Origin of the sequence: Chryseobacterium fluminis (assembly GCF_026314945.1) — a bacterium.
Lineage (GTDB): Bacteria > Bacteroidota > Bacteroidia > Flavobacteriales > Weeksellaceae > Chryseobacterium > Chryseobacterium fluminis.
On sequence record NZ_CP111121.1, the window covers coordinates 94,601 to 119,540 of the forward strand.

Below are 24,940 nucleotides of genomic sequence, written 5' to 3' on the forward strand. Positions count from 1 at the left end.
AGTACTTAAGCCATTGGGTGAACACAAGTTTAAAAAGATATTAGAAAATTTCTCAGTAGAACAACTGGAGCAGAGAAAAGAGTTCACATATTATGGCTACTCTAAGCCGGCAGTTAACAGAAGCGGCGGAGGTACACCAGCACCAACGCCACCGCGTGGAGATACCGGAGGAAGTATACCTTTCTAAATTTATACGTTTAACCTTTTAAAATAGTATTATGATGAAAACAAGTTTAAAAAAGAAATTAGAAAATTTCTCAGCAGAGCAATTGGAGCAGAGAAAAGAATTCACATGTTATTGCTACTCTAAGCCGGCAGTTAACAGAAACGGAGGAAGCACTCCTGCACCAGCGCCAACACCAACGCCACCGCGTGGAGATACCGGAGGAGGTATACCTTTCTAAATTTATACGTTTAACCTTTTAAAATAGTATTATGATGAACACAAGTTTAAAAAAGAAATTAGAAAATTTCTCAGCAGAGCAATTGGAGCAGAGAAAAGAATTCACATGTTATTGCTACTCTAAGCCGGCAGTTAACAGAAACGGAGGAAGCACTCCTGCACCAGCGCCAACACCAACGCCGCCTCGCGGAGATACCGGAGGAGGTATACCTTTCTAAATTTATATGTTTAACCTTTAAAATAGTATTATGATGAACAACAGTTTAAAAACGAAATTAGAAAATTTCTCAGCAGAGCAATTGGAGCAGAGAAAAGAATTCACATGTTATTGCTACTCTAAGCCGGCAGTTAACAGAAACGGAGGAAGCACTCCTGCACCAGCTCCAACACCAACGCCGCCTCGCGGAGATACCGGCGGAGGTATACCTTTCTAAATTTATATGTTTAACCTTTTAAAATAGTATTATGATGAACACAAGTTTAAAAAAGAAATTAGAAAATTTCTCAGCCGAGCAACTGGAGCAAAGAAAAGAATTCACATGTTATTGCTACTCCAAGCCGGCAGTTAACAGAAACGGAGGAAGTACTCCTGCGCCAACACCAACGCCAACGCCGCCTCGCGGAGATACCGGAGGAGGTATACCTTTCTAAATTTATATGTTTAACCTTTTAAAATAGTATCATGATGAACACAAGTTTAAAAAAGAAATTAGAAAATTTCTCAGCAGAGCAATTGGAGCAGAGAAAAGAATTTACGTTTTATTGCTACTCCAAACCGGCAGTTAACAGAAACGGAGGAAGCACTCCTGCACCAGCACCAACGCCAACGCCACCACGTGGAGATACCGGAGGAGGTATACCGTTTTAATGAATAACAAAAACATCCTGGAGGGACCTGAAGTAATTCAAGTCCTTCCTTTTAAATTAGTTTAAAATGGAGAAAAAAACATTTTTACCGGAATTCTTTTTCCAGAATCAAATTGATTACATAAGAGACAATTATGTTATCCATGACGAGCCTCTTGTCAGAGAATTCGATATAGCGGCCAAAGGAATGTGTTATTTTATTCTTGAAATGGATAAGCTGATAGACCATAGTATTGATTTTGTCAGCCTTTATAAAACAGGTACCAATACAACGTATAATGCAGTAGATTGTTTTAAAAACTCTTTGACAAGCTTACTGACCTTATTTCCAAAAGACAGTGATTTTTGGAATCGTCATGATCACTACTGCAAATTGTACTTTGATGCTCTGTACAAAGAGAAATTCAGATCTGCCGAAAAGCCTTTCCTTTCTTTAGAGGATTTTAAGGAGTATGCCATAGCAAAACATTCATTAGCCTATATTCCGATTATCGGGCTTGATATTCTATTCAGTGCCAGACATAACAGTACATTGATTTTAGATATTTTTAGCCATCTGTTTCTCGCCATACAAATGTGTGACGATCTCGATGATTTTGATAAGGATCTAAAGGATAACCAATGGACCTATGTACATTCGAGAGTATACGAACTGATGCATACTGAGGGGATCGAGGAAGATCCGGATATTGAAAAATTTCATGAAAGACTGTTATACGTATCCGGTATAGGATATGAGTTAATGGATTACGCAGAGCAGGAATTGCTTGCTGCCAAAAAGAAGTCTGAAGATTTGTCATTAAGCCAATTGGCGGGATGGGCTGATATTGTACTGGCTCATCTGCATCGGAACAGAGAATTATTAACCACTTAGTAATACATAATGATATGTCAGTCATTCGTACAGATTTTATTTTATCTTCTTATGATGATAAAAAATGGATATTGGAATTGCAGGGGAGAAATTTTATAATTACTCATTCCACAAAGGAGCTGATCGATATTCTTTCTGAAAATTCGGACTTAGATGAGGCGTGTAGGGCATTCAATTTAAAATTCAATGAAGAACTTACGCATGAAGATTTTTCTTTTTTTATTGATCAGGTTTTGGGAAAAATGCAGCTTTTGAATAAGGGTGCTGTTACCTGGGAAGAAGAAAAAAGTTTTATCCGATTTCAGATTCCTTTGTTTTCACCGAAAGTATCTGGAATTCTGGCGGGTATTTTCAGTAACTTATTTGCACCGAAGTTTTTCTGGACCTTATTTTCCGGTTTAGTACTTCTGGCATTTTTTATCATTTTTAGTGTAGATATAGAAGTAAGCAATGCCTCGGTATTCTTGCTTATGCTTTTATATATACCCACCATGTTTTTACACGAATTAGGACACATTGCAGCATGCAAACGGTTTGCAGGAAGAAACGGAGAGATCGGCATGGGAATATATTTTATATTTCCCGTTCTGTATTCCAGTATATCAGCATTATGGCACTGTAAAAAAGAACACAGGATTATCGGTAATCTGGCAGGGATATATATGCAGTTGATCTGTGTTTTTGCTTTCTATGCGCTGTCATTTTTCTTTGAGAAAACGGTATTTGGAGAATTGGCCTATATTGTAGCAATATACTCATTGATTCAGCTCATCCCTTTTATAAGATCGGATGGCTATTGGTTATTATCTGATATTTTCAATATCCCCAATCTTCACCAGCGGTCCAGTAAGGAATTTGGCAGCTGGATTGTCCATCCTTTTCGGTGGAATAAAATGAAAACTAAAAAAGAAACTTTTATTCTTATCTATGGTATATTTAATTATGCACTTTTTGCCTATTTTATTCTTTCTCAGCTCATCTTTAACTGGAGAGAAATTCTTCTTTTCCGGTAAAGCTTTTGAGAGCAGCCGATCAACTGATCTTTATGGATTTTTCGTTGGCTTTTTTATCAGATATTTCAATTACAATCCTTATTTTCTATATCCTCAGCATCAACTACGCTCATGCTATTTATAAAAAATTGTTAAAGTCATGATAACACGATCAGATTGCCGACATTTATAATCATTAAATTATTAATATGTTTCGCATAATAAAAATAGAAGACTTTTTAGTCTTTTATTAAGTGGATTTTCTACATTTGCACTACTAATTTAAAAGCTTTATTGAAGAGGCTTTGAAATTTTAGAACAATAAAACACAAATGATGAAAAAATTATTCAATAATAAATGGTATTCATTGCCATTTCGATGGGTATATTCTATACGAAGATTTTATACAGAGCTGTCTGAACCTCAAAAAGCGTATCAGATATTTTGTATCAGAAGAATATAATACCTGCTGTACTTTCAATGGTAGATACTAGCTGTAAATCATTTAAGAATTAAATTTTTATACCTTCGATCTTTGCGATTTCCTGTTAAGATTATTAACAAATTTGTCGATTATATTTTCTAGGGAATTAGTTGTTTTCTCAGAAGGGAATCGTTGCCTTTTTATGTGACAAATATAGATCGACAACTCTATATGATGAAGTGATACGTAAAGAAAGCCAAGTTGATAAAATTAGCATCTTTGCTCCCGTCATAGTATCTTACAAGCTTAAAAAAGTGCTTCCGGATCTGTAATAATCCGCAGGTATGCGTACAATAAATAAATCATGATTAAAGTTGTTTGCCAATGATCGTACAGCAAATTATCAGTATACATAAGCATTAATCAGAGAAAAGGAATTCTAAATCACAATTAGCTGAGCACATTTATGAAAATAAGGCCTTTTAACTATAATTAAGGTTGATTTAAACACAAATACTTACAATTTAACATATTTGAAAAATGAAAAAAAATAGCATTATTCTGGCAATGGCTATGGGACTGATCTCTACTTCGGTCTTTTCACAAGTTGGCGTTCATACCGCTAATCCTCAGGCGACATTTCATATTGATGGCGCTAAGGATAATGCTGCCACTGGCGTTCCTGCAAGCGCACAGCAGGCAAATGATGTTGTCGTAACCCGAAGCGGAAATGTGGGTATAGGAACTACGGTTCCGAATTCCTCTGCAGTACTTGACGTTAACGTAAATAATCTTCCTGCCAATAATAAAAAAGGAATTCTCTTTCCACAGGTTTCTCTTACCGGCAGGGCAGATATTACAACAGTGCCTAGTCCGGCTAACGGATTAATAGTATACAATACAGTAAACGCCGGTTCTAATCCGGATAATGTGATTAAAGACACATTCTATATTTATAATTCTACCTTAACGAAATGGGTAAGATTAATTGATGAAAATTCATTACCTTCAAAATCGGCAAGTATCGCAAATATTTTAGGTTTTTTACCCTCAGGAAACAATACTACATTCTTAGGTCCTGACTTAGGATCTAAGATCAGAATTATCAAATTTGATAAGGTATTGGTTCAGGGGGATATCGCAACTTATAATGTATCTACCAATGAATTTACAGCCAACAAAAGCGGGTATTATAATTTTCAAATTAGCTTAACAGTAACCGGTACAATTGAAGCAATGAGAGTGGGAATTTCTAAACCTTTTACCGGTGCGTTTCGAGAACAGGGTAATGCTTCTTTTGCTTTTTTTAAGGATGAAGATAAAATCACAAGTCCCACTGGTTTTGCTCTTTTAAATACTTCAAATTGTTTTGGCTCAATGTTTATGAATGCCGGAGAAAAGGTAGTGTTTCTGACAAGATTTATTGATCCGTCAACAAATACGATCAATGTTGAGAGTTCTAATTATAATAGAACATTAATCAACACAGTTACCATAACTTACTTTGCTCCTTAAAATTTGACACTAAGATTCTAAAAACACGATGAAAAACAAAAACACTGGTATTAGACCAATTGCGTTATCTTATAATACTAACCATACTTCTCACTGAGAAATAATAAATAGGAGTGATATTATCAGAATTCGCAGCATGAATTATCCATATAAATAAACGATAGCTACAATTGACATATAAAATCAGGCGCCTCCATTTATTGTAAGGGGGAATTACAGGAGGTGCTTGGTTTTAATTGAGGGGCTCCGTGTTTGTCTGATTTATTTTTTATGGTAAAAGAGCCCCTCATATTTTATAAATATACATTAAAATCGTTTAACAATGGATCAGTATCAACATTTAATCGGAAAGACTAAGAATAATATTCTCCATGAGCTGGGTGATGAATGTAATTTTTATCAGTCAAGTGTCTGGACCTATATTTTAAAAAAGGAGTGGTTTGGAAGGAAGAAAGTCCTGATAATCAATTTCGATGATAATAAGGTTTCCCACATAAAAACGGTAACGACTTATGGAAAGAATGTGTACCATTAAGTTATAAGTATAATGTATGGAATACTTTTAAATATAGAATACAAAATATTCCCTTAACAACTCCTGAGGCAACAAGTAGATTTTAAAATGGATAGGGTAGGATTGCTATCTTTTTCATTCCCTTAGAAAATGATAAAGAAAGGGTTTTCCGAAAATAGATTGTATTATTTCCCGTCCATTTCTATAAAGATTTAAAATGACATATTTTATAATTAAAATAATATTGGTGATGCGAAAGGGTGCAAATGACATTAGATAGCTACAGCTCGATGTGTACGGATACAACGCTCCTTAAAGACATGGCTAAACCATATACTTATTTTAATAAAGTTTAAAAAAATCATTCTCAGTGATTTCGTCCTTCTCTCTAACACATTTAAAACTGAGTTTTTCATACCTCCATTCTGTAATCAATAGATTGGATCTTCTTAAAGAAGGTTTCATGTTCTGATCATCATCAACTAATTGACCGGATACTGAACTCCCGGGAGAATGGTGAGGCCTTCTATCGCAGTCTGATTTGCTGATTTCATTTTTGACATACATTTCAGAGGGTTCTTTTAGAAAAGACTAACCTTGCCACTGCATTTCAGAATATTCTGACCATAAACATATTCCGTACCTGCTGCTGTCCTGTACAGGTAAACAGCGAACCCACATTGACCAACCAATATAGTATTCTCGCCCCATCGTATCCCTGAATCCTTTAGAATTGCGAATTTGATTATGCTCCTGCTAAAATATAATCGTCAATCTGTAAAGGGGCCGGGCTCTTCATGTGTTGTAGTAAATCTAATAGCAATGGAGCTCCTTAGAATGAATAAAGGGTTAATATTTTCATTATAAAGTATTTAATTACGCGGTCCGAAATCTTTTCAAGCATTATGATCCGCCTCATAAAGAATAGTGCCGGCATTTAATAGTTTTGTGAAATTAAATCTGGAATTTGTGAAATAGGATCTTAAAGTTTCTGATCTGGTTACTGAAACATAAGTTTTTACAGAACAAATGATCGAAAATCCGGGTTTAATATTGTTCCCTTAAAACTAAAAGGTATTATTATGAAAGTAAAAAAAGTAATTTTTTCGGGCAGATTGGTGACATTTTATATGATTCTTATTGCTTCATTAATGACGGCACAGGTAGGAATTAATACACAGACTCCGGATCCCAGCTCTGCGCTTGACATTAGTTCTACAACCCGCGGATTGCTGGCTCCGCGAATGACTAGTGCACAGCGAACAGCCATCACATCTCCGGCAGATGGTTTGATTGTTTACGATACTACACAGAAAATATTTTATTATTATGCAGCGGGTGCCAATATCTGGGCCCCGGTGGGAAGTGGTGTTTCGGAAAGACTGAATTTTAAACGTATAAAATCTACTGATGTGCTGTCTACAGTGCTTGCTGCCGAGCTAAGTGCCGGTGGTGGAGCACGATATCTGCTGGATGCCAATACGCTGTACGAAATCAATGGTCAGATTACATTTGACCGTCCATTGGAACTTAATAATGCCTATATCCAGGGGCATGATACCAATAATGATATTATTTTGCGAACCAGTGGTAATATTGTGGAGGGCTCTACCGGTGGTAGTATCAGAAGTATTACCATGAGCGCTCCGGGAGGTAGCGTGTTCAATCTTTCGGGAACGGCCACCCAAAATTTGATATTCAGAGACTGTATCGTTGCCAATTCCAGCAGCGTAGGAAGTATTTCGGGACTGGGGCTTGTATTTTTTAGTATCATTCAGTATACGGGTAATTCTAACGGTATTACTTATAATAATATCGGTCAGCTGCTACTGAGCAATATGGGCTGGGCCTCCAACAATCTCGGGACTTACGAAAGACTGCAGGGAACCTTTACTTTAGTAGAAAAGCAAGGCGGCTTTAGTCAGGTTAACGGTTCTGCAGTGGGTTTTGATGTTTCTGCCTCCGGTCTTACCATTACAGGAGATGCAGTTATAGAATCGGTTGTTTTCACCGGGAACACTACGGCAGGATATGTCAGACCTTATACTACCGGAACCTTTGCCGGGTACAATTTCAATAACAGCTGGACGGTGAGAGCGGCAGGACTTCCCACGGAAGCAGATACAAACGCGGTGGGAGACTTTTCTGTGGATTATGCCGTTGGAACCGGTATAGGAGTCACTTTTAATACCTCAAATCCAAGTAATATTGTTAAAATAGGGACTGCAAGTTCTGTCTCTTCCTCTTCCAACCTTTTCCGCTTTGCTACTGACGGGGTACCCAACCGATTAAAATATATCGGTAAGAAGAAAAGAATTTTCCAGGTTACAGGATCGGTTTCTTTTCAGGTACCCGGTGCAGGAACCTATATCATTTATATTGCAAAAAACGGTACCCCTCTGAATCAATATAAGATCTATGGAAGAGGCACGGCGGTAAATGATATTGTGGTACTTCCGATCAATGGGACGACCGAGCTTACCACAAATGATTATATTGAAATCTTCGCACAGCGGTATACCGGAACTACCGGTGATATTGTAGTCCCGAATATGACCATTACTTTAAAATAGCAAATAATCTTATCCGTCCGACCGGATGTCTGGATCTTTTCGTTACTACAGCTTTTGCGTTTGAAGCCCGTATCAAAAAGAATCTCTTGCTGGACTATTAAGATATTGCACCATTTTATATAAATTTATATTTACTGATCAATTGTAAAATCCGGAGGAATATTTTTCTCCGGATTTCTTGTGCTCGGAGATAAACCTGTAACCTTTTATTTTTTCAGGAGTTGTATCAACGCAGACGTTATTGATAAAATAATTATCGGCCAGGTTTTGTCGTGTGAATGGATGTAACCCAAGAGCTATGATTCAATAAGCTATATTAATATACGAAAATCCCTTCCAAAGGATCAGGAGGAATCTGTCTGTAGCCTGTAGTCAATTCTTATTTTGAGAGCATTTCCATTAAAATGAGTAGAGAAATAAGTTTTTTAGAAGACTGATATTCGGGATTGAGCTGTTCCCGTATTTCGCCCAGGGTTTTACTCAATTTATTACTTACCGTTTTATTGCTCAGTCCTAAAGCTTCTGCAGTTTCATCGACAGATCTGTTCTTTCGGATTCTGAGATCATATACGTTCTGCTCTGTTAGAGGAAGCTGCGAAACTACCTCATCAATCATTGAAAATAAAGCTGAAACATCATGCTCTTCAAGAATTTCGAAATATTCGGTGTCGGTGATATCGATGGAGTGTTCAGATTCATCGATCCTTATGGTAGATGACGTTTTTTTATAGGTGTTGAAATAATCGATCACCCTGTAATGGAGATACCGTAAGAGATATCCCTTTGCACTTTCCTGGTCATCCGTATGAATACTGTCCGTATCTTCAAGAACTTTAATCCAAAGATTCTGCAGCAGTTCCTCTGTCGCCTCTTTGTCTTTCGTACGTGCAAACACAAAACGGTAAAAAAGATCCCAATACCGTTCATATAATATTACAAAAGCAGGGCGGTCGCCTGTTTTTATCTTAGCTAATAAACTATGGTCTGTCTGATTCATATTGCTGGTACAAAATTACCTAAAGGAAAATTAACTTTTTGTGAACTTTGGGGAATTCAACATTAATTATTTCTGAAAATAAGAGCCGGAATGTGAAGCTAATGTTGAGAAATGATGAAGAAAACTCAAAATCGTTGACAAGTACGCTGTAATATGAACAGAATGTTAAAAGCAGGCTGGGGAAGTTTTTTATTTCCGCTGTTTTATAGATGTAACTGAGAATTCAGAGGTAAGCATTTATGAAAAACTTAAAATATAAAGATATTGAAGCGTTTGTCTTCAGACTTTGGGAAAGAGAAGTTTCCGGAGAGCACAGATCTCAGAAAGAGACCCAGCTTTTGGATCAATGGAAAATTCATGTAGAAAAGAATCTGGATACAAACCATATGAAAAAATCCGCAGAAAGGGTTTTCTTTTCACTGGAGCCTTATTTTATTCAGCCCGGCATTACTAGTCATCCGAATAGCTTTAGAAAGTATGTTTACCAAATCGCAGCCGTTATCATACTTCTTTTTTCAATAGGGGGAATTTTTACTTACCACACTTTCTTTAAGCCGGATGTTTATGTCGCAAAATCTGAAAACCAAAAGGTTTATCTGGCAGACGGCTCGGTGGTAACTTTATTTCCCGGAGCAGAGCTTACCGTTGAAAAATCTTTTCCTGCTGATACAAGAGTGGTGGATTTGAAAGGAGATGCTATTTTCTCGGTTGCGAAATCAAAGAAGCATCCCTTCATTGTACAGGCAGATGGTTTCAGCACCAAAGTTTTAGGTACGGTATTCAAAATCACCCAGACCGGTAATGATAAAGCCGTAGATCTTTATGAAGGAAAAGTAGCCGTTTCCTATGGAGGTGTGCCTGTCACTTTTCTGAAACCTCATCAGAAATGGACCAATTTCGGTGTGGCCCGTACGGCAGCCGTCATTTCATTCAGAGAAGAAAATCATTCACAGAAGGAACTGCCGTCATTGTTGTCTCTTAGTTTTAATGACGTTACCCTAAAAGAAGTAGCCGAAGTTTTACAGGAGAATTACAATATCAGTATTGTGTATCCGAAGGACGTTGCAGATAAGAAAATAACAGCCGATTTCACAGGGGGAAGTACCGATGAAAATGTTGAAGCGCTGGCATTTATCCTCGGATTGGACGTTCAGAAAGAAAAACAGATGTATATCCTTAAAAAACAGCCATAAGCCAAAAAAAAACTAATAATCAGATAAAATATAATTAAAGAGAGTGTGATAATGAAAAGTTTGAAGTGTGGTCTTACGATAGCAGCAATATTTTTTACGGTGGCAGCAGAGGCTCAGGAACTGGTACATAAGGTGTCTTTTTCTGCACCATCCGGAAAATCGCTGACTGATGTTCTGGAAGAGTTTTCCGGTAAAACAGGAATGCGATTGGTTTATTCTAAATCAGATATTAAAGAATTAAAAGTAAGAGGAGTAAAATGTGAAAATGTGCCGGTGAATGCCTGTCTGAAAGATATTACCAATGGATTGCCCGTTGTTTATCGTTTGCGGGGAGATCTTATTTCAATAAAATATGAAGGAAGCAGTGTTGCCGTTTTGGGAAACGGAAGAATTTCAGGGAAGATCGTTGATGAAGTAGGAAACCCTGTGATAGGTGCAGAAATAAATGTGGCCGCGAAAAGTACCGTAACAGACAACAATGGAGACTTCTCTATAGAACTTCCCTCCGGAATATATACTTTAACGGTAAAAGCTCCTAAATATAATGCTCTGCGGGTAGAAAAAATGAAGGTGATTCCCAATGAGACCAATGCCGTTTCATTTGCCATGAAGGCGGCTTCAGATAAAATAACAGATATCAGGGAGGTGGTCATTACAGGAAACCGTAAGGCAGATACGCAGGCAGGGCTATTAGCCCAGCAGAAAAAAGCAGCCCAGATGAGCGATGGGATTTCAGCTGAACAAATTGCCAAAACACCCGATAATGATCTGGGGGGAACCTTAAAAAGAGTAACCGGAATTACCACCATTGATAACAAATACGTTGTAGTACGTTCCATGGGAGAACGCTGGAACACGGCGGCAATGGACGGGATCAATCTTCCCAGTACGGAAGCCTATAACCAGAATTTTTCATTCGATATTATTCCGACCTCCATGGTGGAAAGTGTAGTGGTAAGTAAAAGCGCCACTCCGGACATGAATGCAAGTTTTGCCGGAGGTTTCGTAGAAATAAAAACAAAAGATATCCCCAATGAAAACTTTACAACAGTAACCACGGGAACTTCTTACAACGATTTGGCAACCTTTAAGGAAGCGCTTACCCGCAAACGCGGAAAATACGATTATTTCGGATATGATGACGGAACGAGAGATTTTCCGAAAGGATTGCAGGCCATGAACTGGACGAATCCGATGTTTTTTGAACAGTCGAAACAGTTTACCAATGATAATTTCTCCACTTATGTAACGACAGCAGACCCGGGGAGCAATATGCAGCTGGCATTAGGAAGAACATACAGGCTTAAAGATAATAATAAATGGGGTTTTGCAGGTGCCCTAGTGCTAAGGAATGAACAGAATAAGCTGGAAATAGACCACACAGGAAGAGGAAACTGGCTGGATACAACTTATCTCACAAGTTCTGATGCTCCGGATTATCAGCAGTCACCCGTAAAGTTTTACAATTTTAAGAATAAGGGTGCTTCGTACACCTACAATTCCACCTTAGCGGGAATGTTGAATTTTGGATTGCAGCTGGGAAAAAACAGGTTCTCGTTCCGAAATTCTTATACGCATATTTATGATAATACACTCACCAGGATTACCGGATGGAACGAATATACCTCGGGTACCGGACTGCCGGGAAATGCAGAATTGTCCTATAATTACTTTTACAACGGAATTGTTCCAAATAATGATCCCGGGCAAATAAAATCCTTAGACCGGCCGTATACCGATAATGCCGATTATCCGGTGTATCAGACGCTTTTGCAGAATAAGCTGGAAGGAAGTCATAAAATCGGAAATATAGATATCGACTGGTTTGCAGCACGGACAGGAGTAGCGGCAGATACCAAAGATTATACACTTCATCAGACGCTGTATAATTTTATAGGAAACGAGACTATTGCCTATCATCAGATTAACAATTCATCAAGCGATTTTGCAAGAGGGTATATCGAAAACAGAGAAACCGATTATAATTACGGCGCTTCCTTAAAATGGAATATCAATATTGGAAGCTTTAAAAATGATATTAAAGCAGGATATGCAGGCGCTTCAAAAAGCAATACCAATATTCAGCAGAAGTTTTTATTAAGAGTAGACGAATCCAATGGCGGTGGGAATATCAAAACCCTGGAAGGAGCACTTTCCGATTGGTTCGACGGGTCGCATTATGGCCCCGGAGGTATAGGGTGGGAAACCAGACCTTTATACAGTGATGAAAAATATGAGGGTAAAGTAGAGCAGCATGCGATGTTTGCGATGTTTGACAACCGCTGGAAAAATAAGTTCAGATTGGTCTGGGGGCTTCGGGCAGAATATTTTGAATATAACCTTATTTCCCAGCAGATGGATCCTAACGATCCTCAGAATGTCAATAAAGTCCAGGTGGAAGACAAACCATGGCAATGGATGCCTTCGGCCAACTTCACCTACAGCCCGACCGCAAAGATCAACGTAAGGCTAGCCTACAATAAGGCGGTGATTCGTCCCCAGTTTAATGAAAGAACCGGACTGCCGTTTTTTGATCCTATTGCCAACGGGTTGATTCATAATACAGCCATGGTCTCATCCGTGGTGAATAATTATGATTTTAAATTTGAATGGTTTCCGGGACTGGGAGAGATATTTTCAGCAGGACTCTACTATAAGAATATAGACCGGCCGATTGAAAGAGAAGGGTACATTTCGAATGAAGGAAACTTACACCTTTACAACGGGAATTCTAAAAATGCCAAGCTGAAAGGGGTTGAAGCCGAAGTGAGAAAAAACCTGGGTTTCATCTCAGATAATTCTTTTCTTGAAAAGCTCTTTATAAGCGGAAATTTCACGTATAACACGACAAAAGTGATCTCTTTTAAAGACCGGGAAAAAACGACAGATGAAGATGCGACTTATGAGGTGGAAAGACCTTTGTACGGGCAGACTCCTTATGCCTATAATGTCGGTATACTGTATGATGGGGAGCGTCTGGGACTCAGCTTTTTGTATAATGCCAAAGGAGATCAGTACATGACGGTAGGATATTCATATAATGCGGAAGAAATTCAAAGACCCTATGCCGTTGCAGATGCACAGATTTCCTACAGATTCCTTAAAGACAGAAATCTTGAAGTAAAATTAAATGCAAGAAACCTTTTTAACAGGGTAAGAGAATATTATAACAATAATAATTCCTATTCCGTATCGAAGAGCGGAACCTCCCAGACCGAAAGGGAAATGTGGGAACTTCTACCGGGCGCCAGTGATAAATATGATAAAAATATCGATAAAATCGTATTTCGGGCTTACAGCGGAAGAATATTCGGGCTGAGTGTGAACTATACTTTTTAACAGAATTTAAATAAAAAACAGAAGAAAAAGAGCTCATTAGGCAACGTACAGGTTCCGGTGACCTGAAACTGGATCAAAAATACTGCTGATGAATGCGCAGCATCGCAGAGATTCAAATAAAAACCGGGGTCAGCTGCTCTTCCCGAAGCAATGACCGAATCATCAGGGAACTCTTCATCCCGGCTCCTCCCGTGATACAGAGTCAATAAAAAAATAACCAAATCGCAGGAATATAGAGGAGAATGTTCCTAAAAAACTAAAAAACGATCCGGTAAAAATAAAACCGGGTACATCTAAAAATTGTAACAATGAAAAAATTAACTCTAATCGCAGCGGCAGCTTTATCTCTAACTGCTTGCCAAAATGAATCTTTAGCAGACTCGTCAAGCAACTTTGATATGAAATCTACTTCTGCTGAGTATATCACTGCTTCATCTCTTCCCGTAACAACGGTAAGCGGTCCTATTACGACCAATACCACATGGAGCGGAGTTATTGAAATCGATGGTACCGTAGCTGTGAAAAACGGGGCAACACTAACGATCCAGCCGGGAACATTCATCAAAGCGAAGCCTAATGCTATCGGAGAAGGTTCCGGGATATTGGTCGTTACCAAAACAGGTAAGATCAATGCAACAGGTACAGAATCTCAGCCGATTATTTTTACAAGTTACAGACTATTGGACGGTAACGAAGATACTACAGCCGTTCCGGGAGATTTCGGGGGAGTTGTTATTTTAGGTGATGCACCTACCAATGTCCCTACGACTACTACAGTAGAAGGTTTAACAGGTAGCGACTATTATTTCGGAGGTTCTAATGCAGCTCATAACGCAGGAATTTTGAAATATGTACGTATCGAATTTGCAGGATATGATTTTGTAGGAGCCAATTCCGGTAACGAAGTGAACGCGCTTACACTGGCAGGTGTCGGAAACGGAACTTCCCTAGATCACATCCAGGTATCATACGGTCAGGATGACTCTTTCGAATTCTTCGGAGGTACGGTGAATGCAACCAACCTTGTTTCGTTTGCCGCTGAAGATGATAATTTTGACTTCGATAACGGATACACCGGAACCATTACCTGTGCATTGTCTTTAGCAGATACCAATTCTTCACACACCACCAGTGGAGGGGTTTCTGATACAAACGGAATCGAGCTGGATAACAACGCATCCGGTTCTTCTACAGCATTGCTTACACATCCGGTTATCAACAACCTTACGATCGTAGGACCAAGCACCAATGTACTTTCTTCAGTATTAGGAGTAGGACCTGCTTATGAAAACGGAATCCATATCAGAAGAAACGGTAGATTAACCTTAAATGACGCTGTGATTACAGGATATCCTACAGGAATCAGAGTAGAAGGTACAGGATCAGAATTATCTTCTGCTTCCGTATACAGCTCAATCAAAGTACACGGATTTACTACGGCTGTTACCGGTGCCGGTACATCAGGAATTCCTGCTGCCAACTTAATAACCGGTTCATCTGCTGCTTTATTTGGAATGAGCCAGCCTTTCTTCAACAATGGAGGATGGAATGTATCTCCGAGAAACTGTGGAAACTTCCAGGGAATCTGGACAAAATATGATTTCTCAGTAATCGATTAATCTTATCATGCAGGGAATAGATATCATTCCTTTCCCTGCTTTTTTCTTTTTTAAATTAATAGTAATAATTGATGTTATGAAAAAAATAATTTTACTGTCTGTTGGCCTGTTGGCACAAGCTGCATGGGCACAGGTTCCTGTGTGGAGCAATACCTTTGATTCTCCGGCTTCTCTTCAGGGATGGACGTTCTATGATACAAATAATAATGGTAACGGATGGATGCAGGGGCAGAATATTTATCACAACGGAACTGCTTTAACGTACGGGACGTCAGGAGTTCTTCGCCACTCCATCAATCTCGTACCTACAGGGAATGCTACAGGTTTTGCCACTGAGAGCGACTGGATCGTTTCCCCGATGATTGATCTTTCAGGAGCGGGAGGAACCATTACCCTCGCAGGATATATCGGAAGACAGAGATCTACCCATACGCTGGTAAGCAGAGATCTTTACATTTTTATAAGCACTCCGGAAAAAGAAGTTCCGCAACTTGCAGATTTTCAGCAAATGGCCACAGATGCCCAAAATTCTGGTGGAGCAGTATACAAATTCAATGCGACCAATGCTAATTTGCCTGCTGATCTTACCCAGTTTGCAGAATGTCTGGTTAATATTTCGGCGTTTGCAGGAAAAAAAATCTACATCGGCCTGTGGTCAAACAGGATCTCATCAGGAGCAGCATCCAATTCTCAGAATATCAATATTGATGAAATGGCGATCTACGCATCTGTCTTAGGAACCAAAGATGTTAAGACCGGAAAAGCATTAACCCAAATAGAAGAAAATCCTGTAACCAATTCATTACAGCTGAAACTGAATTCTGCATTCAGGGAAAATAATACCACAGTAACGGTTTATCACATGACCGGTCAGCAAATCCTTAAGGCGAAATATTCTAAAAACATAAATGTATCAGAACTCACAGCAGGGACGTATATCGCTGTAGTTTCTAACGGAATCATCACTGAGAGATTGAAATTTATAAAAAAATAACCTCTTCCTGGGTAAAAAAGGATAACCATGAAAAGCAAAAACGATCACCAAAGAACATCCAACATACTTTTTTTATAATTAAACATCGTCCTGAGCTCTCGGGCCAGGGCGATTTTTCTGAATTTGAATGTTTATAATCTGAAATAAGATCAATGAAAAAAATTTTAGCATTTACGCTGTTGACCCTACTTCTTTCATGCACCGATAACAGTAATCTGGAACTTTATGATAAAGTGCAGAGAGCGGCACAGGTAAACATTAAAGGATATTCCAAACCTGATGTGATCCAGATGAGATTGAGCGGCGTTCCGGTATCCGTCAACGGAAATTCTTCCTATACCGAAAAAATAGAAACCCAGCTCAACTTCGTTCTCGATCAGGGTGAGACTGAAGAATTGGGATTTTACAACAGTCAGACGGGCGCTCAGATCGCGAAATATAATATTACTTATGATAATATCAATGATTATAAGAATCTGTATTTCTTTAATTTACCGGGGATTTTCCTGCAGACGTATGCCGTAAAGCCCCAGGTAAATCTCGGAAGGGTAGGATTCGAATTCATCTTTCCTAACCTCGGCGAATTTTCAGGTTCATCCTCCGAAAGTGTAAAAGGAATTCTGAAAAGAGCAAACGGAACCGTATTGGCTGAATTTGACGCTATTGGGAAAAAAGACTTTACAGCCGTAAAGATATACCCATTTTTCAATGCTGCTGAACCTGTATTTCTGGAATTATATAAACCCGGAACCATAGAACCTTATACGGGAAGCAGTGTTATAAAGGCAACGATAAAACAGGATATCGGGGCTAATCTCATCGTTTTGCAGGAAAAAATGGAAAACGGAGCTTTGGTTGTGAAAGGTGAAATAGATGTTGCCGATTATTTATAAAATGATTTGAATGGTATGCGGAAATTTTTAAAAATTCAGGGGTTGGTTTTATTGCTGCTTACAGCAGTAATGATCGCATGCAGCCGTAACGATGATGATACGCCCGATTTTCCGGACGGAAGTACAGAATCCGTGAATGTCTGGGTACAGGACAGCATGAGAAGGTATTATTATTGGGCAGATCAGATGCCTTCAAAACCGGACTATCATCTCCCGGTGAAAGATTTCTACAAAAGTTTGCTGGCACCCCAGGATCGCTTTTCCTTTATGGTCAATACCTCTGATTCTTCTACTTATCCCCGTTCAGTCCGCAATATGTATGGTTTTGACTATGCTACGCTGCAATTGGGCAGCGGAGAAGTGGTAACCGTCATAAAATTGGTGCTGAAAAGTTCTCCCGCATTAAATGCCGGCCTGGAAAGAGGAATGATCATCAGGAAGATTAACGGACAGACCGTTACAGCCTCTAATGCAGAGCAGCTGACCTCATCCATTCCCAACCAGAATATTCTAGAGTTAACCGTCGGAACCTGGAGTAACGGATCCGTCATCAATGAAAAAAATATTACGGTATACTACGGTTACTCATTCGAACAGCCCTTAATGTCCAGGATCTTTGAACAGAACGGTAAAAAGACAGGCTATCTTTATATTTATGATTTTCCGGATGGGATGACAGGAGCACTTAACCAAAAATTTACAGAATTTAAAGCATCAGGCGTACAGGAACTTGTGCTTGATCTTCGTTATAATTACGGAGGTTCCGTATCCTCGGCAGCCGCTCTGTGTTCACTGATTCCGGCAGGAATTTCTGCAAATTCCCAGTTTATTACCTATAAAGGAAATAAGAACGGGGGTGAAGTGAAAAGAACGTTTTCCCAACAGATCGCCTACGATCCCAATGCTTTAGATTTTAATACCCTACGCGCCAATTCATTGAACTTAAACAAAGTGTATATCCTTACCTCCGGGAGTACCGCTTCCGCTTCGGAAATTGTCATTAATAATCTTAGACCGTATCTTCAGGTCATCCAGGCTGGTGGAATTACGCTGGGAAAAGATATGGCGGGATTCGTAATCGAAGACAAAAGAAAACCCAAAAAAATCAGCTGGCAGATGCATCCGGTTATTTATAAGGTATTCAATGCCAATGGAGAAGGAGGGTACAGTAATGGCATTGTACCGCAGATCCCGGTCAATGAATATGTAAGTTTACCGTTACGTCCGTTGGGGGATGCTGAAGAAAATATGCTTTCTGCAGTTTTAAGCAAAATCTATTCAAAATCAATCCAGAGCCCGTTACAACCCGATAAGATAAAAGTTATTGTGGAAAGTGACCGTCCCTTTACCGGATTTTTAAAATTAAATTCTAAATAAATAAAAAATGCAGGGTATAGAGCCGAAAATTCATAGCAATCTTACCAAAAGGGTTGAGTACTACCGTTTTTTGCTGCAGAAAACCGATCATCCCGAACTTCATTCCAATGATGCGATAGCCAAGGCTTCGGAACTGTGTGAACGGTACGAAGAATACCTGAACAATAAGAAAAAACTGGAAAAAAGCATTAAAGAGTACAGGGAATATCATACCCGTCTCCGGAAATTACTGACCATAAAAATTCGGGACTTAAGAAAAAAAATGAGAGCCATTGATGATCAGTAAGCAAGGATCCATCAATTTTTTATTCCGATAATTTTCAGGGCTGCCGTATCCAGATAAATATCATTCAGGACGGTAAGAGATTCGATATCCTCAAAATTTTTGCATTTCAGATCATTCGTATTGAAGGTAAGCTCGATAGCGCGGTTATAAGAAGCGGCAATTCTGATCAGCGAATACCCGTTATACTCCATGGTAAATCCCTTGAAAAGACATTTCTTTTCTGCTTTCTGGAAACGTTTATATTCTTCAAAGAGCATACTTTCATTTTCATTGGGAACTGCTTCACGGTTGTGCTTCAGAGCGTTCCAGGACGCATAATTTTTTGGCTCTTTCAGGAGCGTTCCATGGGAATCTACAGGAATAAACATTCCTAATGTCAAAGGTTTTTTCAGAAAATTCGCATAATTCTTCATCATATTTAAGGTCTGAAGATCGGCATATCCTTCATTTGAATAATATTCGATGACAAAAGCAGTCATCGGGATAAGCTTGTGGAAAGCATCGGTCGGCATAATTATTTTTATATCAGTTGATCTAAACTTAGTGTGATTTTTTTCACAAATATACAAGTTTAGAAGAACCGATCACTGTTCTGTTAACCTCAACAGGCCTTTTCTTGTTTAGAATAATTAAAAATTTGGTGCCGATATTACAGGGAACAGCAATAAATGTACCTAGAATAATCGGTCCTAAGATTACAGAAATAAAATTATTACCCCTGCCAGTCTTGGTTTTTATAAGAAAAATACAAAACGGTAATCTGTAAGATTTTTGTGTGAACCTGTTACAATCGATGATCATTCACCATTTAAAAATTCGTCGTTTAAATTAATTCCTCTGTAAATTCTATTTTCCATGCTGCATTCCTTTTTCTTATCTGCGTAATCTGCAAAACCAGCGAGAACCATGATGTTTCGTGATAAAGGGGCGTCATGTTACCAAGTTCAGCTGTAGAACTTTACTGCTAAATTGATATTTAACTCCAAATATAGATTTTAATAATGCATTTCTTATCTGCGTAAATCTACAAAATCAGCGCGAACCATAATCCTTGAGATAAAAGAATGTAATTTATGGACTAATATAATCAGTACGTCGATTTTCCATTACGGATGTTCAAAAAGCCGGGACCCTTTATGATTTACCACTGTTACAATTTACATTAACAGTTTAAATAACGCGGGGAAAGATCATTTGATGCCATGTAAAATCAACGAAAAAAGACAGAAATGATGCAATCGATTGAATAAAAAATAGGACCTTCTTTAATTTTTTAATAAAAAGCCACTGAGTGGAGAATTACGGCAAGTAATTTGTATCAGAATTGTTGACTTTGTCAATAAATCACCAAAATATTCAAAAATATGAAATTCAAAGCCTATCATTTGATGATTGCATCATCCATTTTTTTTGCCAGCTGTTCTGAAACGATTGATGAAAATACGGAAGAACCTGAAGCAGGACCTTCACTGCCTCCTGTTGAGGCCAATCCTGCCAATACGGCCTATTCTCCTGCATTTCCTAACCAGACGCGGGTGAACGGAGTAAGAACAGTCACTCCTTATCAAACGGATATTCTGACGTCTTCACTTTCTGCACCCTGGGGAATTACCAGTCTGCCGGACGGAAGATTACTCATTACCCAAAAAGGCGGAACAATGCGTATTGTGAGTACCACGGGAACATTAAGTAACCCGATTACGGGAATTCCTGCCGTAAACTCCGGCGGGCAGGGCGGATTATTAGGGGTATGTGTCGATCCGCAGTTTGAATCCAACAGAATGGTATATTGGGTGTTTTCTGAAAACGTGTCGGGTGGAAATCTGACGGCTGTTGCCAAAGGCAGACTTTCAAATGCTGAAACCAGTATCGAAAATCCTGTCGTGATTTACAGAGCCGGTCCTGCAGCTAATGTCGGAACACTTCATTACGGAGGACGTATTTTGTTTGACAGTACAGGAAATTTATTAGTAAGTTCAGGGGAACGTTCTGATCTCTCGACAAGACCTCTGGCACAGTCGGTCAGCGCTGCTCTGGGTAAAATCGTCCGAATTACAAAAGATGGTCAGCCCGCTCCCGGAAACCCAACTTTCAGCCAGGGCGGAGCATTACCTGAACTGTACAGCATAGGGCACAGAAACCCGCAAGGCTTAGCGATCCATCCTGTGACAGGAGAATTGTGGCAGAGTGAGCACGGACCACGAGGAGGGGATGAAATTAACCGTGTTATAGGCGGTGCCAACTACGGATGGCCTACCATCACGTACGGAATTGAGTACAGCGGGGCCGTGATCGGCGGTGGGATACAGCAACAGACAGGTATGCAGCAGCCCGTTTATTACTGGGATCCTGTTATCTCTCCAAGCGGAATCACATTTTATAAAGGAAGTCAGATTCCTGAGTGGCAGAACAATCTTTTTGTAGCTTCTCTCAGCGGGATGCATATTGCCCGGTTGGTGATTGAAAATAATACGGTAGTGGGAGAGGAAAGACTTCTTGGTGATCAGAACCAGCGTTTCAGGGATATTACCCAGGGAAGAGATAATGCTCTTTATGCGATTACTGATGGCGGCAGACTGTACCGCATCCGTAAATAGTAAGAAGGTACAGATGGTCCGGTTTGACGGATAATAAAGGATAACAGTTTCATTGCTTTGACGATAAGAGCAATATACATATAATAAAGCCGCTGGTAACAAGCGGCTTTATTTATTTTTTATCTGAGTGCATTGTACTTTTACCATTTCCACTAGTTTTTCTTTTAGCTTATACAGGGGACTGGTATATTAAATATCCAGCTGTTCCGGAAGTTCGGAACAGCTGGATTCAATTATTTATTTTTACTGGATCACCATACTTTTTTTCCGTACCGTATGCGCCGAAAAATATCCCAGGGCGCCATTGCTGATGTTGCTGGGGGGATTGGAAGGAGTGACTCCGCCACCCGGACCGCCACCGTCAGAAATCTGAAGCAGCGCAGAATAGAAGGTATACACAGGCTCATCAATACATTGCATTTCCACATGAATGGTATCACCGGCAGCTACCTTGATGTTATCATCTTCATCATCATTAGGAAGCAACAGTGGTCTCTGGTTTGGCATCCCGTTATTTACGTTGTCCGAGAATTCCTGGAAATATTTCTTAGCATGGTTATTCACCGTAAAAATGAACAGATAACGGTTTCCCAGCGTGGTAGGATCCGTAAAAACAGGCAGAAGCGTGTAGCTCGTCTCACCGCCGATCATAAAAGAATCCTGCTCCAGATTATCAAATGAAACAGCCTGAGGCATTGTACTCTGGGCCGTATATTGCTTTCCTTCAGCATCAATTTTTAAAGTATAGGTTCTGCCGGATTCACCGGTGAAACCTGTCGTCTGATACATTCCGTTGCCGATATATTGTAAGGTCTCCGTTTGCCCGGAATCATCACTTAAGACAACAGTGGCATTTTCAACGGCAGGATATTGGTTCGCTTCCGTAAAGGCGACAGATTTACTTATTTTAACGAAATAAGGTCCGGCCTGATCCGTGATATTGCCCTCGATAACGATATTCCCGCTCTTATCTTCCAGATCCAGATCAATTTCTTTTTCGCAGGCTGTAAAAGTAAACAGCGATATTAGTATAAACAGTATATTCTTCATGATCTAAAATTTAAAATTATAGGTAATATTGGGAACCCAACGGAAAAGGGAAGTTTGCATAGCACGGGTTGTTCCGGGTTTGTCAGGATTGTCTTCAAAATTAATGATGTATGCATTTTCTCTTCCGTAGATATTGTAAATGCCAAATGACCACGAGCCTTTAAAGCGTTTATGATGATCCGGCTCATAGGTGGCACTGAGATCCATCCGGTGATAGGCCGGCATTCGGTCTGCATTTCGGCTGCTGTATTGAAATACGGTCTGCCCGTTCAGCTCATATTTTCCGGTTGGGAACGTAACGGCATTTCCCGTGCTGTATACAAATAATCCGGATAAAGACCACTTTTTATTCAGTTCGTAGGTTGCCACAACGGAAAGATCATGCGTTTTATCCATTCTGGCATTGTACCAGTCGTTATCATTAATCCCGTTAATTTTTCGCTCTGTTTTGGATAAGGTGTAAGAAATCCAGCCAGTAAGTTTCCCGCTCTTCTTTTTGGCGATAAGTTCCAGACCGTAAGCCCGGCCTTTACCGAATAACAGTTCACTTTCCACATCTGCCGCCGTATCAAATGAAATTTGGGCTCCATTTTTAAAATCAATCTGATTCTGTAACGCTTTATAATATATTTCAGCATTGAATTCGTAATTATTGTTCTTAAAATTCCTGCTGTACCCGAGGCTTACCTGATCAGCAATTTCCGGTTTTACGCTGTAGCTGCTTCCGATCCACTGGTCAGTAGGATTTCCGCTGCTGCTGTTGCTGAGAAGGTGCAGGTTCTGCGTATTTCGTGAATAGCCTCCTTTGATGCTGCTGATCCCGTTGATACGGTAATTGGCCGTAATTCTCGGTTCAAGATTAACATACGTTTTTCCGAAGTCTCCTTTTTCCAGAACTTCAGAATCCGTAAGTATTCCGTTTTCATACGTATTATAAGTATCTCCGCCTAAAATACTGAATGATGAAAGTCTTAAGCCATAGTTCACCGTAAGCTTTTCTGAAGCTTTAAAATCATCATTGATGTAGAGAGCATTTTCCCAGGATTTTCTGGGATTTCTCGGGAAGCTGCTTACACTCGTTCCTGATGCGCTGCTCGGTGTAATGGTGTGGTAAATAGATTGCAGCCCGAAACGTACAGAATGCTTATTTCCTGCAAACCAGGTGAAATCCTGCTTCAGATTCCAGTCTTCGATCTGGGAATTCAGTCCGAAAGTATTATCATTGCTCTGAAGGCTTACCTTATAATTGTAATTACTGTAAATAAAAGAAGTATTTGAAAACAATTTACTGTTGATAATACTGTTCCAGCGCAGAGTAGCTGTTGTATTCCCCCAGTCTGTAGAGAACGTATCTCCCAACCCCAGAACATCTCTTCCGAAGTATCCCGAGAGATACAGACGGTTGTTGTCATTGATCTGATAATTGGCTTTTAAATTAAGATCATAAAAATACAGTTTGCTGTCCTTAAAATCTTCAGTGGACTTCAGAAACAGATCGGCATACGTACGCCTTCCTGAAACGATGAATGATGATTTTTCTTTCTGGATAGGTCCTTCCACACTCAGCCGGCTGCTGATCAGCCCGATTCCTCCGTTGACATTGTAGCCTTTGTTATTTCCGTCTTTCATTTTAACATCCATTACGGAAGAAAGACGGCCGCCATATTGAGCGGGACTATTCCCTTTGATGATGCTGGCATCCTTCAGGGCATCACTGTTGAACGTACTGAAAAATCCAAGTAAGTGAGACGCATTATAAACAGGAGCTTCGTCAAGCAGGATTAAATTCTGATCTGTGGCGCCCCCTCTTACACTGAAACCACTGCTGCCTTCACCGTTACTTTTGATTCCCGGAAGAAGCTGAATGGTTTTCATGATATCTTTTTCACCGAATAAGACCGGGAGTTTTTCGATATTTTTAATGCTCAGAGTCTCCGTTCCCATCTGGGCAGACGTAAGATTTTTATCTTTCCTGATTCCGGAAATGACAACTTCATCTATTGTCCCGATTTTTTGCTCTTCCTCATCCTGCCTTTCTGCAGGATCCGGCTGCAGATCCAGTTTTGTATTGGTATCTACTGTTACACTCTGCTGAAAATCTTTGTAGCCCGGGTTAGAAACGATGACGGTATAATTTCCCTGTGGCAGCGATAAAGAATAGAAGCCGTATTCATTGGAGAGAACCGAGATCGTGGGATCTTCTGCTACTTTTACCGTAACTCCGATCAGTAATTCTCCATTTTTGTTATCTTTTACGGTGCCGCTAATCGAGTACTTTTGTTGCGCAAATACGATGGTGCTGAAACAAATTGCTGCTGCGGAAGTGGCAATTTTAAAGGATAATGTCTGCATTTATTATTTTTAATGAAAACTAAGAACGTTAAAAATATAAATATATTCTTATTTAATCTAAGTTAAGTGAATAAATCATT

Annotated in this window: 23 protein-coding genes; 19 read left to right on the top strand and 4 right to left on the bottom strand. The window is 39.5% G+C overall.

What is annotated here, in order from left to right:
* Nucleotides 1–13 precede the first annotated feature (13 nt).
* From ODZ84_RS00395 to ODZ84_RS00445, 11 genes are all read left to right on the top strand, one after another.
* Nucleotides 14–187: a hypothetical protein gene (locus ODZ84_RS00395; RefSeq protein WP_266174998.1), complete on the top strand. Its 174-nt coding sequence runs from the start codon at nt 14–16 to the stop codon at nt 185–187.
* 31 nt (nt 188–218) lie between these two features.
* Nucleotides 219–404 carry a hypothetical protein gene (locus ODZ84_RS00400; RefSeq protein ID WP_266174999.1) on the top strand — a complete coding sequence of 62 codons (186 nt, stop codon included), beginning with the start codon at nt 219–221 and terminating at the stop codon, nt 402–404.
* Between the two features lie 31 nt (nt 405–435).
* Nucleotides 436–621, top strand: coding sequence for a hypothetical protein (locus ODZ84_RS00405; RefSeq protein ID WP_266175000.1), 186 nt, complete (start codon nt 436–438; stop codon nt 619–621).
* Between the two features lie 30 nt (nt 622–651).
* Nucleotides 652–837, top strand: a complete 186-nt coding sequence (locus tag ODZ84_RS00410; RefSeq protein WP_266175001.1) for a hypothetical protein — start codon at nt 652–654, stop codon at nt 835–837.
* Nucleotides 838–868: 31 nt separating this feature from the next.
* Nucleotides 869–1,054, top strand: a complete 186-nt coding sequence (locus ODZ84_RS00415) for a hypothetical protein (protein ID WP_266175002.1) — start codon at nt 869–871, stop codon at nt 1,052–1,054.
* Nucleotides 1,055–1,085: 31 nt separating this feature from the next.
* The gene (locus ODZ84_RS00420; RefSeq protein ID WP_266175003.1) at nt 1,086–1,271 is read left to right on the top strand and encodes a hypothetical protein; all 186 of its coding nucleotides are present in this window, start codon (nt 1,086–1,088) and stop codon (nt 1,269–1,271) included.
* 66 nt (nt 1,272–1,337) lie between these two features.
* Nucleotides 1,338–2,144: a hypothetical protein gene (locus ODZ84_RS00425; protein ID WP_266175004.1), complete on the top strand. Its 807-nt coding sequence runs from the start codon at nt 1,338–1,340 to the stop codon at nt 2,142–2,144.
* A 14-nt stretch (nt 2,145–2,158) separates the two neighbouring features.
* Nucleotides 2,159–3,157 carry a hypothetical protein gene (locus ODZ84_RS00430; protein WP_266175005.1) on the top strand — a complete coding sequence of 333 codons (999 nt, stop codon included), beginning with the start codon at nt 2,159–2,161 and terminating at the stop codon, nt 3,155–3,157.
* 944 nt (nt 3,158–4,101) lie between these two features.
* Nucleotides 4,102–5,076 carry a hypothetical protein gene (locus ODZ84_RS00435; RefSeq protein ID WP_266175006.1) on the top strand — a complete coding sequence of 325 codons (975 nt, stop codon included), beginning with the start codon at nt 4,102–4,104 and terminating at the stop codon, nt 5,074–5,076.
* A gap of 322 nt (nt 5,077–5,398) precedes the next feature.
* The gene (locus ODZ84_RS00440) at nt 5,399–5,611 is read left to right on the top strand and encodes a hypothetical protein (protein WP_266175007.1); all 213 of its coding nucleotides are present in this window, start codon (nt 5,399–5,401) and stop codon (nt 5,609–5,611) included.
* A gap of 1,061 nt (nt 5,612–6,672) precedes the next feature.
* A complete protein-coding gene (locus ODZ84_RS00445; protein WP_266175008.1) occupies nt 6,673–8,163 on the top strand; it encodes a hypothetical protein in 1,491 nt (496 codons plus the stop codon).
* Nucleotides 8,164–8,542: 379 nt separating this feature from the next.
* Here the strand turns inward: ODZ84_RS00445 and ODZ84_RS00450 are convergent, their stop codons facing one another.
* The gene (locus tag ODZ84_RS00450; RefSeq protein ID WP_266175009.1) at nt 8,543–9,160 is read right to left on the bottom strand and encodes an RNA polymerase sigma factor; all 618 of its coding nucleotides are present in this window, start codon (nt 9,158–9,160) and stop codon (nt 8,543–8,545) included.
* A gap of 239 nt (nt 9,161–9,399) precedes the next feature.
* On the opposite strand from ODZ84_RS00450, the gene ODZ84_RS00455 reads away from it, so the two are divergent.
* From ODZ84_RS00455 to ODZ84_RS00485, 7 genes are all read left to right on the top strand, one after another.
* Nucleotides 9,400–10,353, top strand: a complete 954-nt coding sequence (locus tag ODZ84_RS00455; RefSeq protein ID WP_266175010.1) for a FecR family protein — start codon at nt 9,400–9,402, stop codon at nt 10,351–10,353.
* A 51-nt stretch (nt 10,354–10,404) separates the two neighbouring features.
* Entirely contained in the window at nt 10,405–13,692 is a 3,288-nt protein-coding gene (locus tag ODZ84_RS00460) for a TonB-dependent receptor (protein WP_266175011.1), read from the top strand.
* Nucleotides 13,693–14,000: 308 nt separating this feature from the next.
* The gene (locus ODZ84_RS00465) at nt 14,001–15,311 is read left to right on the top strand and encodes a hypothetical protein (protein WP_266175013.1); all 1,311 of its coding nucleotides are present in this window, start codon (nt 14,001–14,003) and stop codon (nt 15,309–15,311) included.
* A 76-nt stretch (nt 15,312–15,387) separates the two neighbouring features.
* Nucleotides 15,388–16,305, top strand: a complete 918-nt coding sequence (locus tag ODZ84_RS00470; RefSeq protein WP_266175015.1) for a T9SS type A sorting domain-containing protein — start codon at nt 15,388–15,390, stop codon at nt 16,303–16,305.
* Nucleotides 16,306–16,457: 152 nt separating this feature from the next.
* Entirely contained in the window at nt 16,458–17,198 is a 741-nt protein-coding gene (locus tag ODZ84_RS00475; RefSeq protein WP_266175016.1) for a hypothetical protein, read from the top strand.
* Nucleotides 17,199–17,213: 15 nt separating this feature from the next.
* Nucleotides 17,214–18,575: a S41 family peptidase gene (locus tag ODZ84_RS00480; RefSeq protein ID WP_266175017.1), complete on the top strand. Its 1,362-nt coding sequence runs from the start codon at nt 17,214–17,216 to the stop codon at nt 18,573–18,575.
* 7 nt (nt 18,576–18,582) lie between these two features.
* On the top strand, nt 18,583–18,861 hold the full coding sequence (locus ODZ84_RS00485; RefSeq protein ID WP_266175019.1) for a hypothetical protein: 279 nt from the start codon (nt 18,583–18,585) through the stop codon (nt 18,859–18,861).
* A gap of 11 nt (nt 18,862–18,872) precedes the next feature.
* On the opposite strand, the gene ODZ84_RS00490 is transcribed toward ODZ84_RS00485, so the two are convergent.
* Entirely contained in the window at nt 18,873–19,373 is a 501-nt protein-coding gene (locus ODZ84_RS00490) for a hypothetical protein (RefSeq protein ID WP_266175021.1), read from the bottom strand.
* An 852-nt stretch (nt 19,374–20,225) separates the two neighbouring features.
* Here ODZ84_RS00490 and ODZ84_RS00495 point away from each other — a divergent pair.
* A complete protein-coding gene (locus ODZ84_RS00495; protein WP_266175022.1) occupies nt 20,226–21,458 on the top strand; it encodes a PQQ-dependent sugar dehydrogenase in 1,233 nt (410 codons plus the stop codon).
* 243 nt (nt 21,459–21,701) lie between these two features.
* Here the strand turns inward: ODZ84_RS00495 and ODZ84_RS00500 are convergent, their stop codons facing one another.
* Both ODZ84_RS00500 and ODZ84_RS00505 read right to left on the bottom strand, forming a co-directional pair.
* A complete protein-coding gene (locus ODZ84_RS00500; protein ID WP_266175024.1) occupies nt 21,702–22,508 on the bottom strand; it encodes a DUF4249 domain-containing protein in 807 nt (268 codons plus the stop codon).
* Nucleotides 22,509–22,511: 3 nt separating this feature from the next.
* On the bottom strand, nt 22,512–24,860 hold the full coding sequence (locus ODZ84_RS00505) for a TonB-dependent receptor (protein ID WP_266175026.1): 2,349 nt from the start codon (nt 24,858–24,860) through the stop codon (nt 22,512–22,514).
* Nucleotides 24,861–24,940 lie beyond the last annotated feature (80 nt).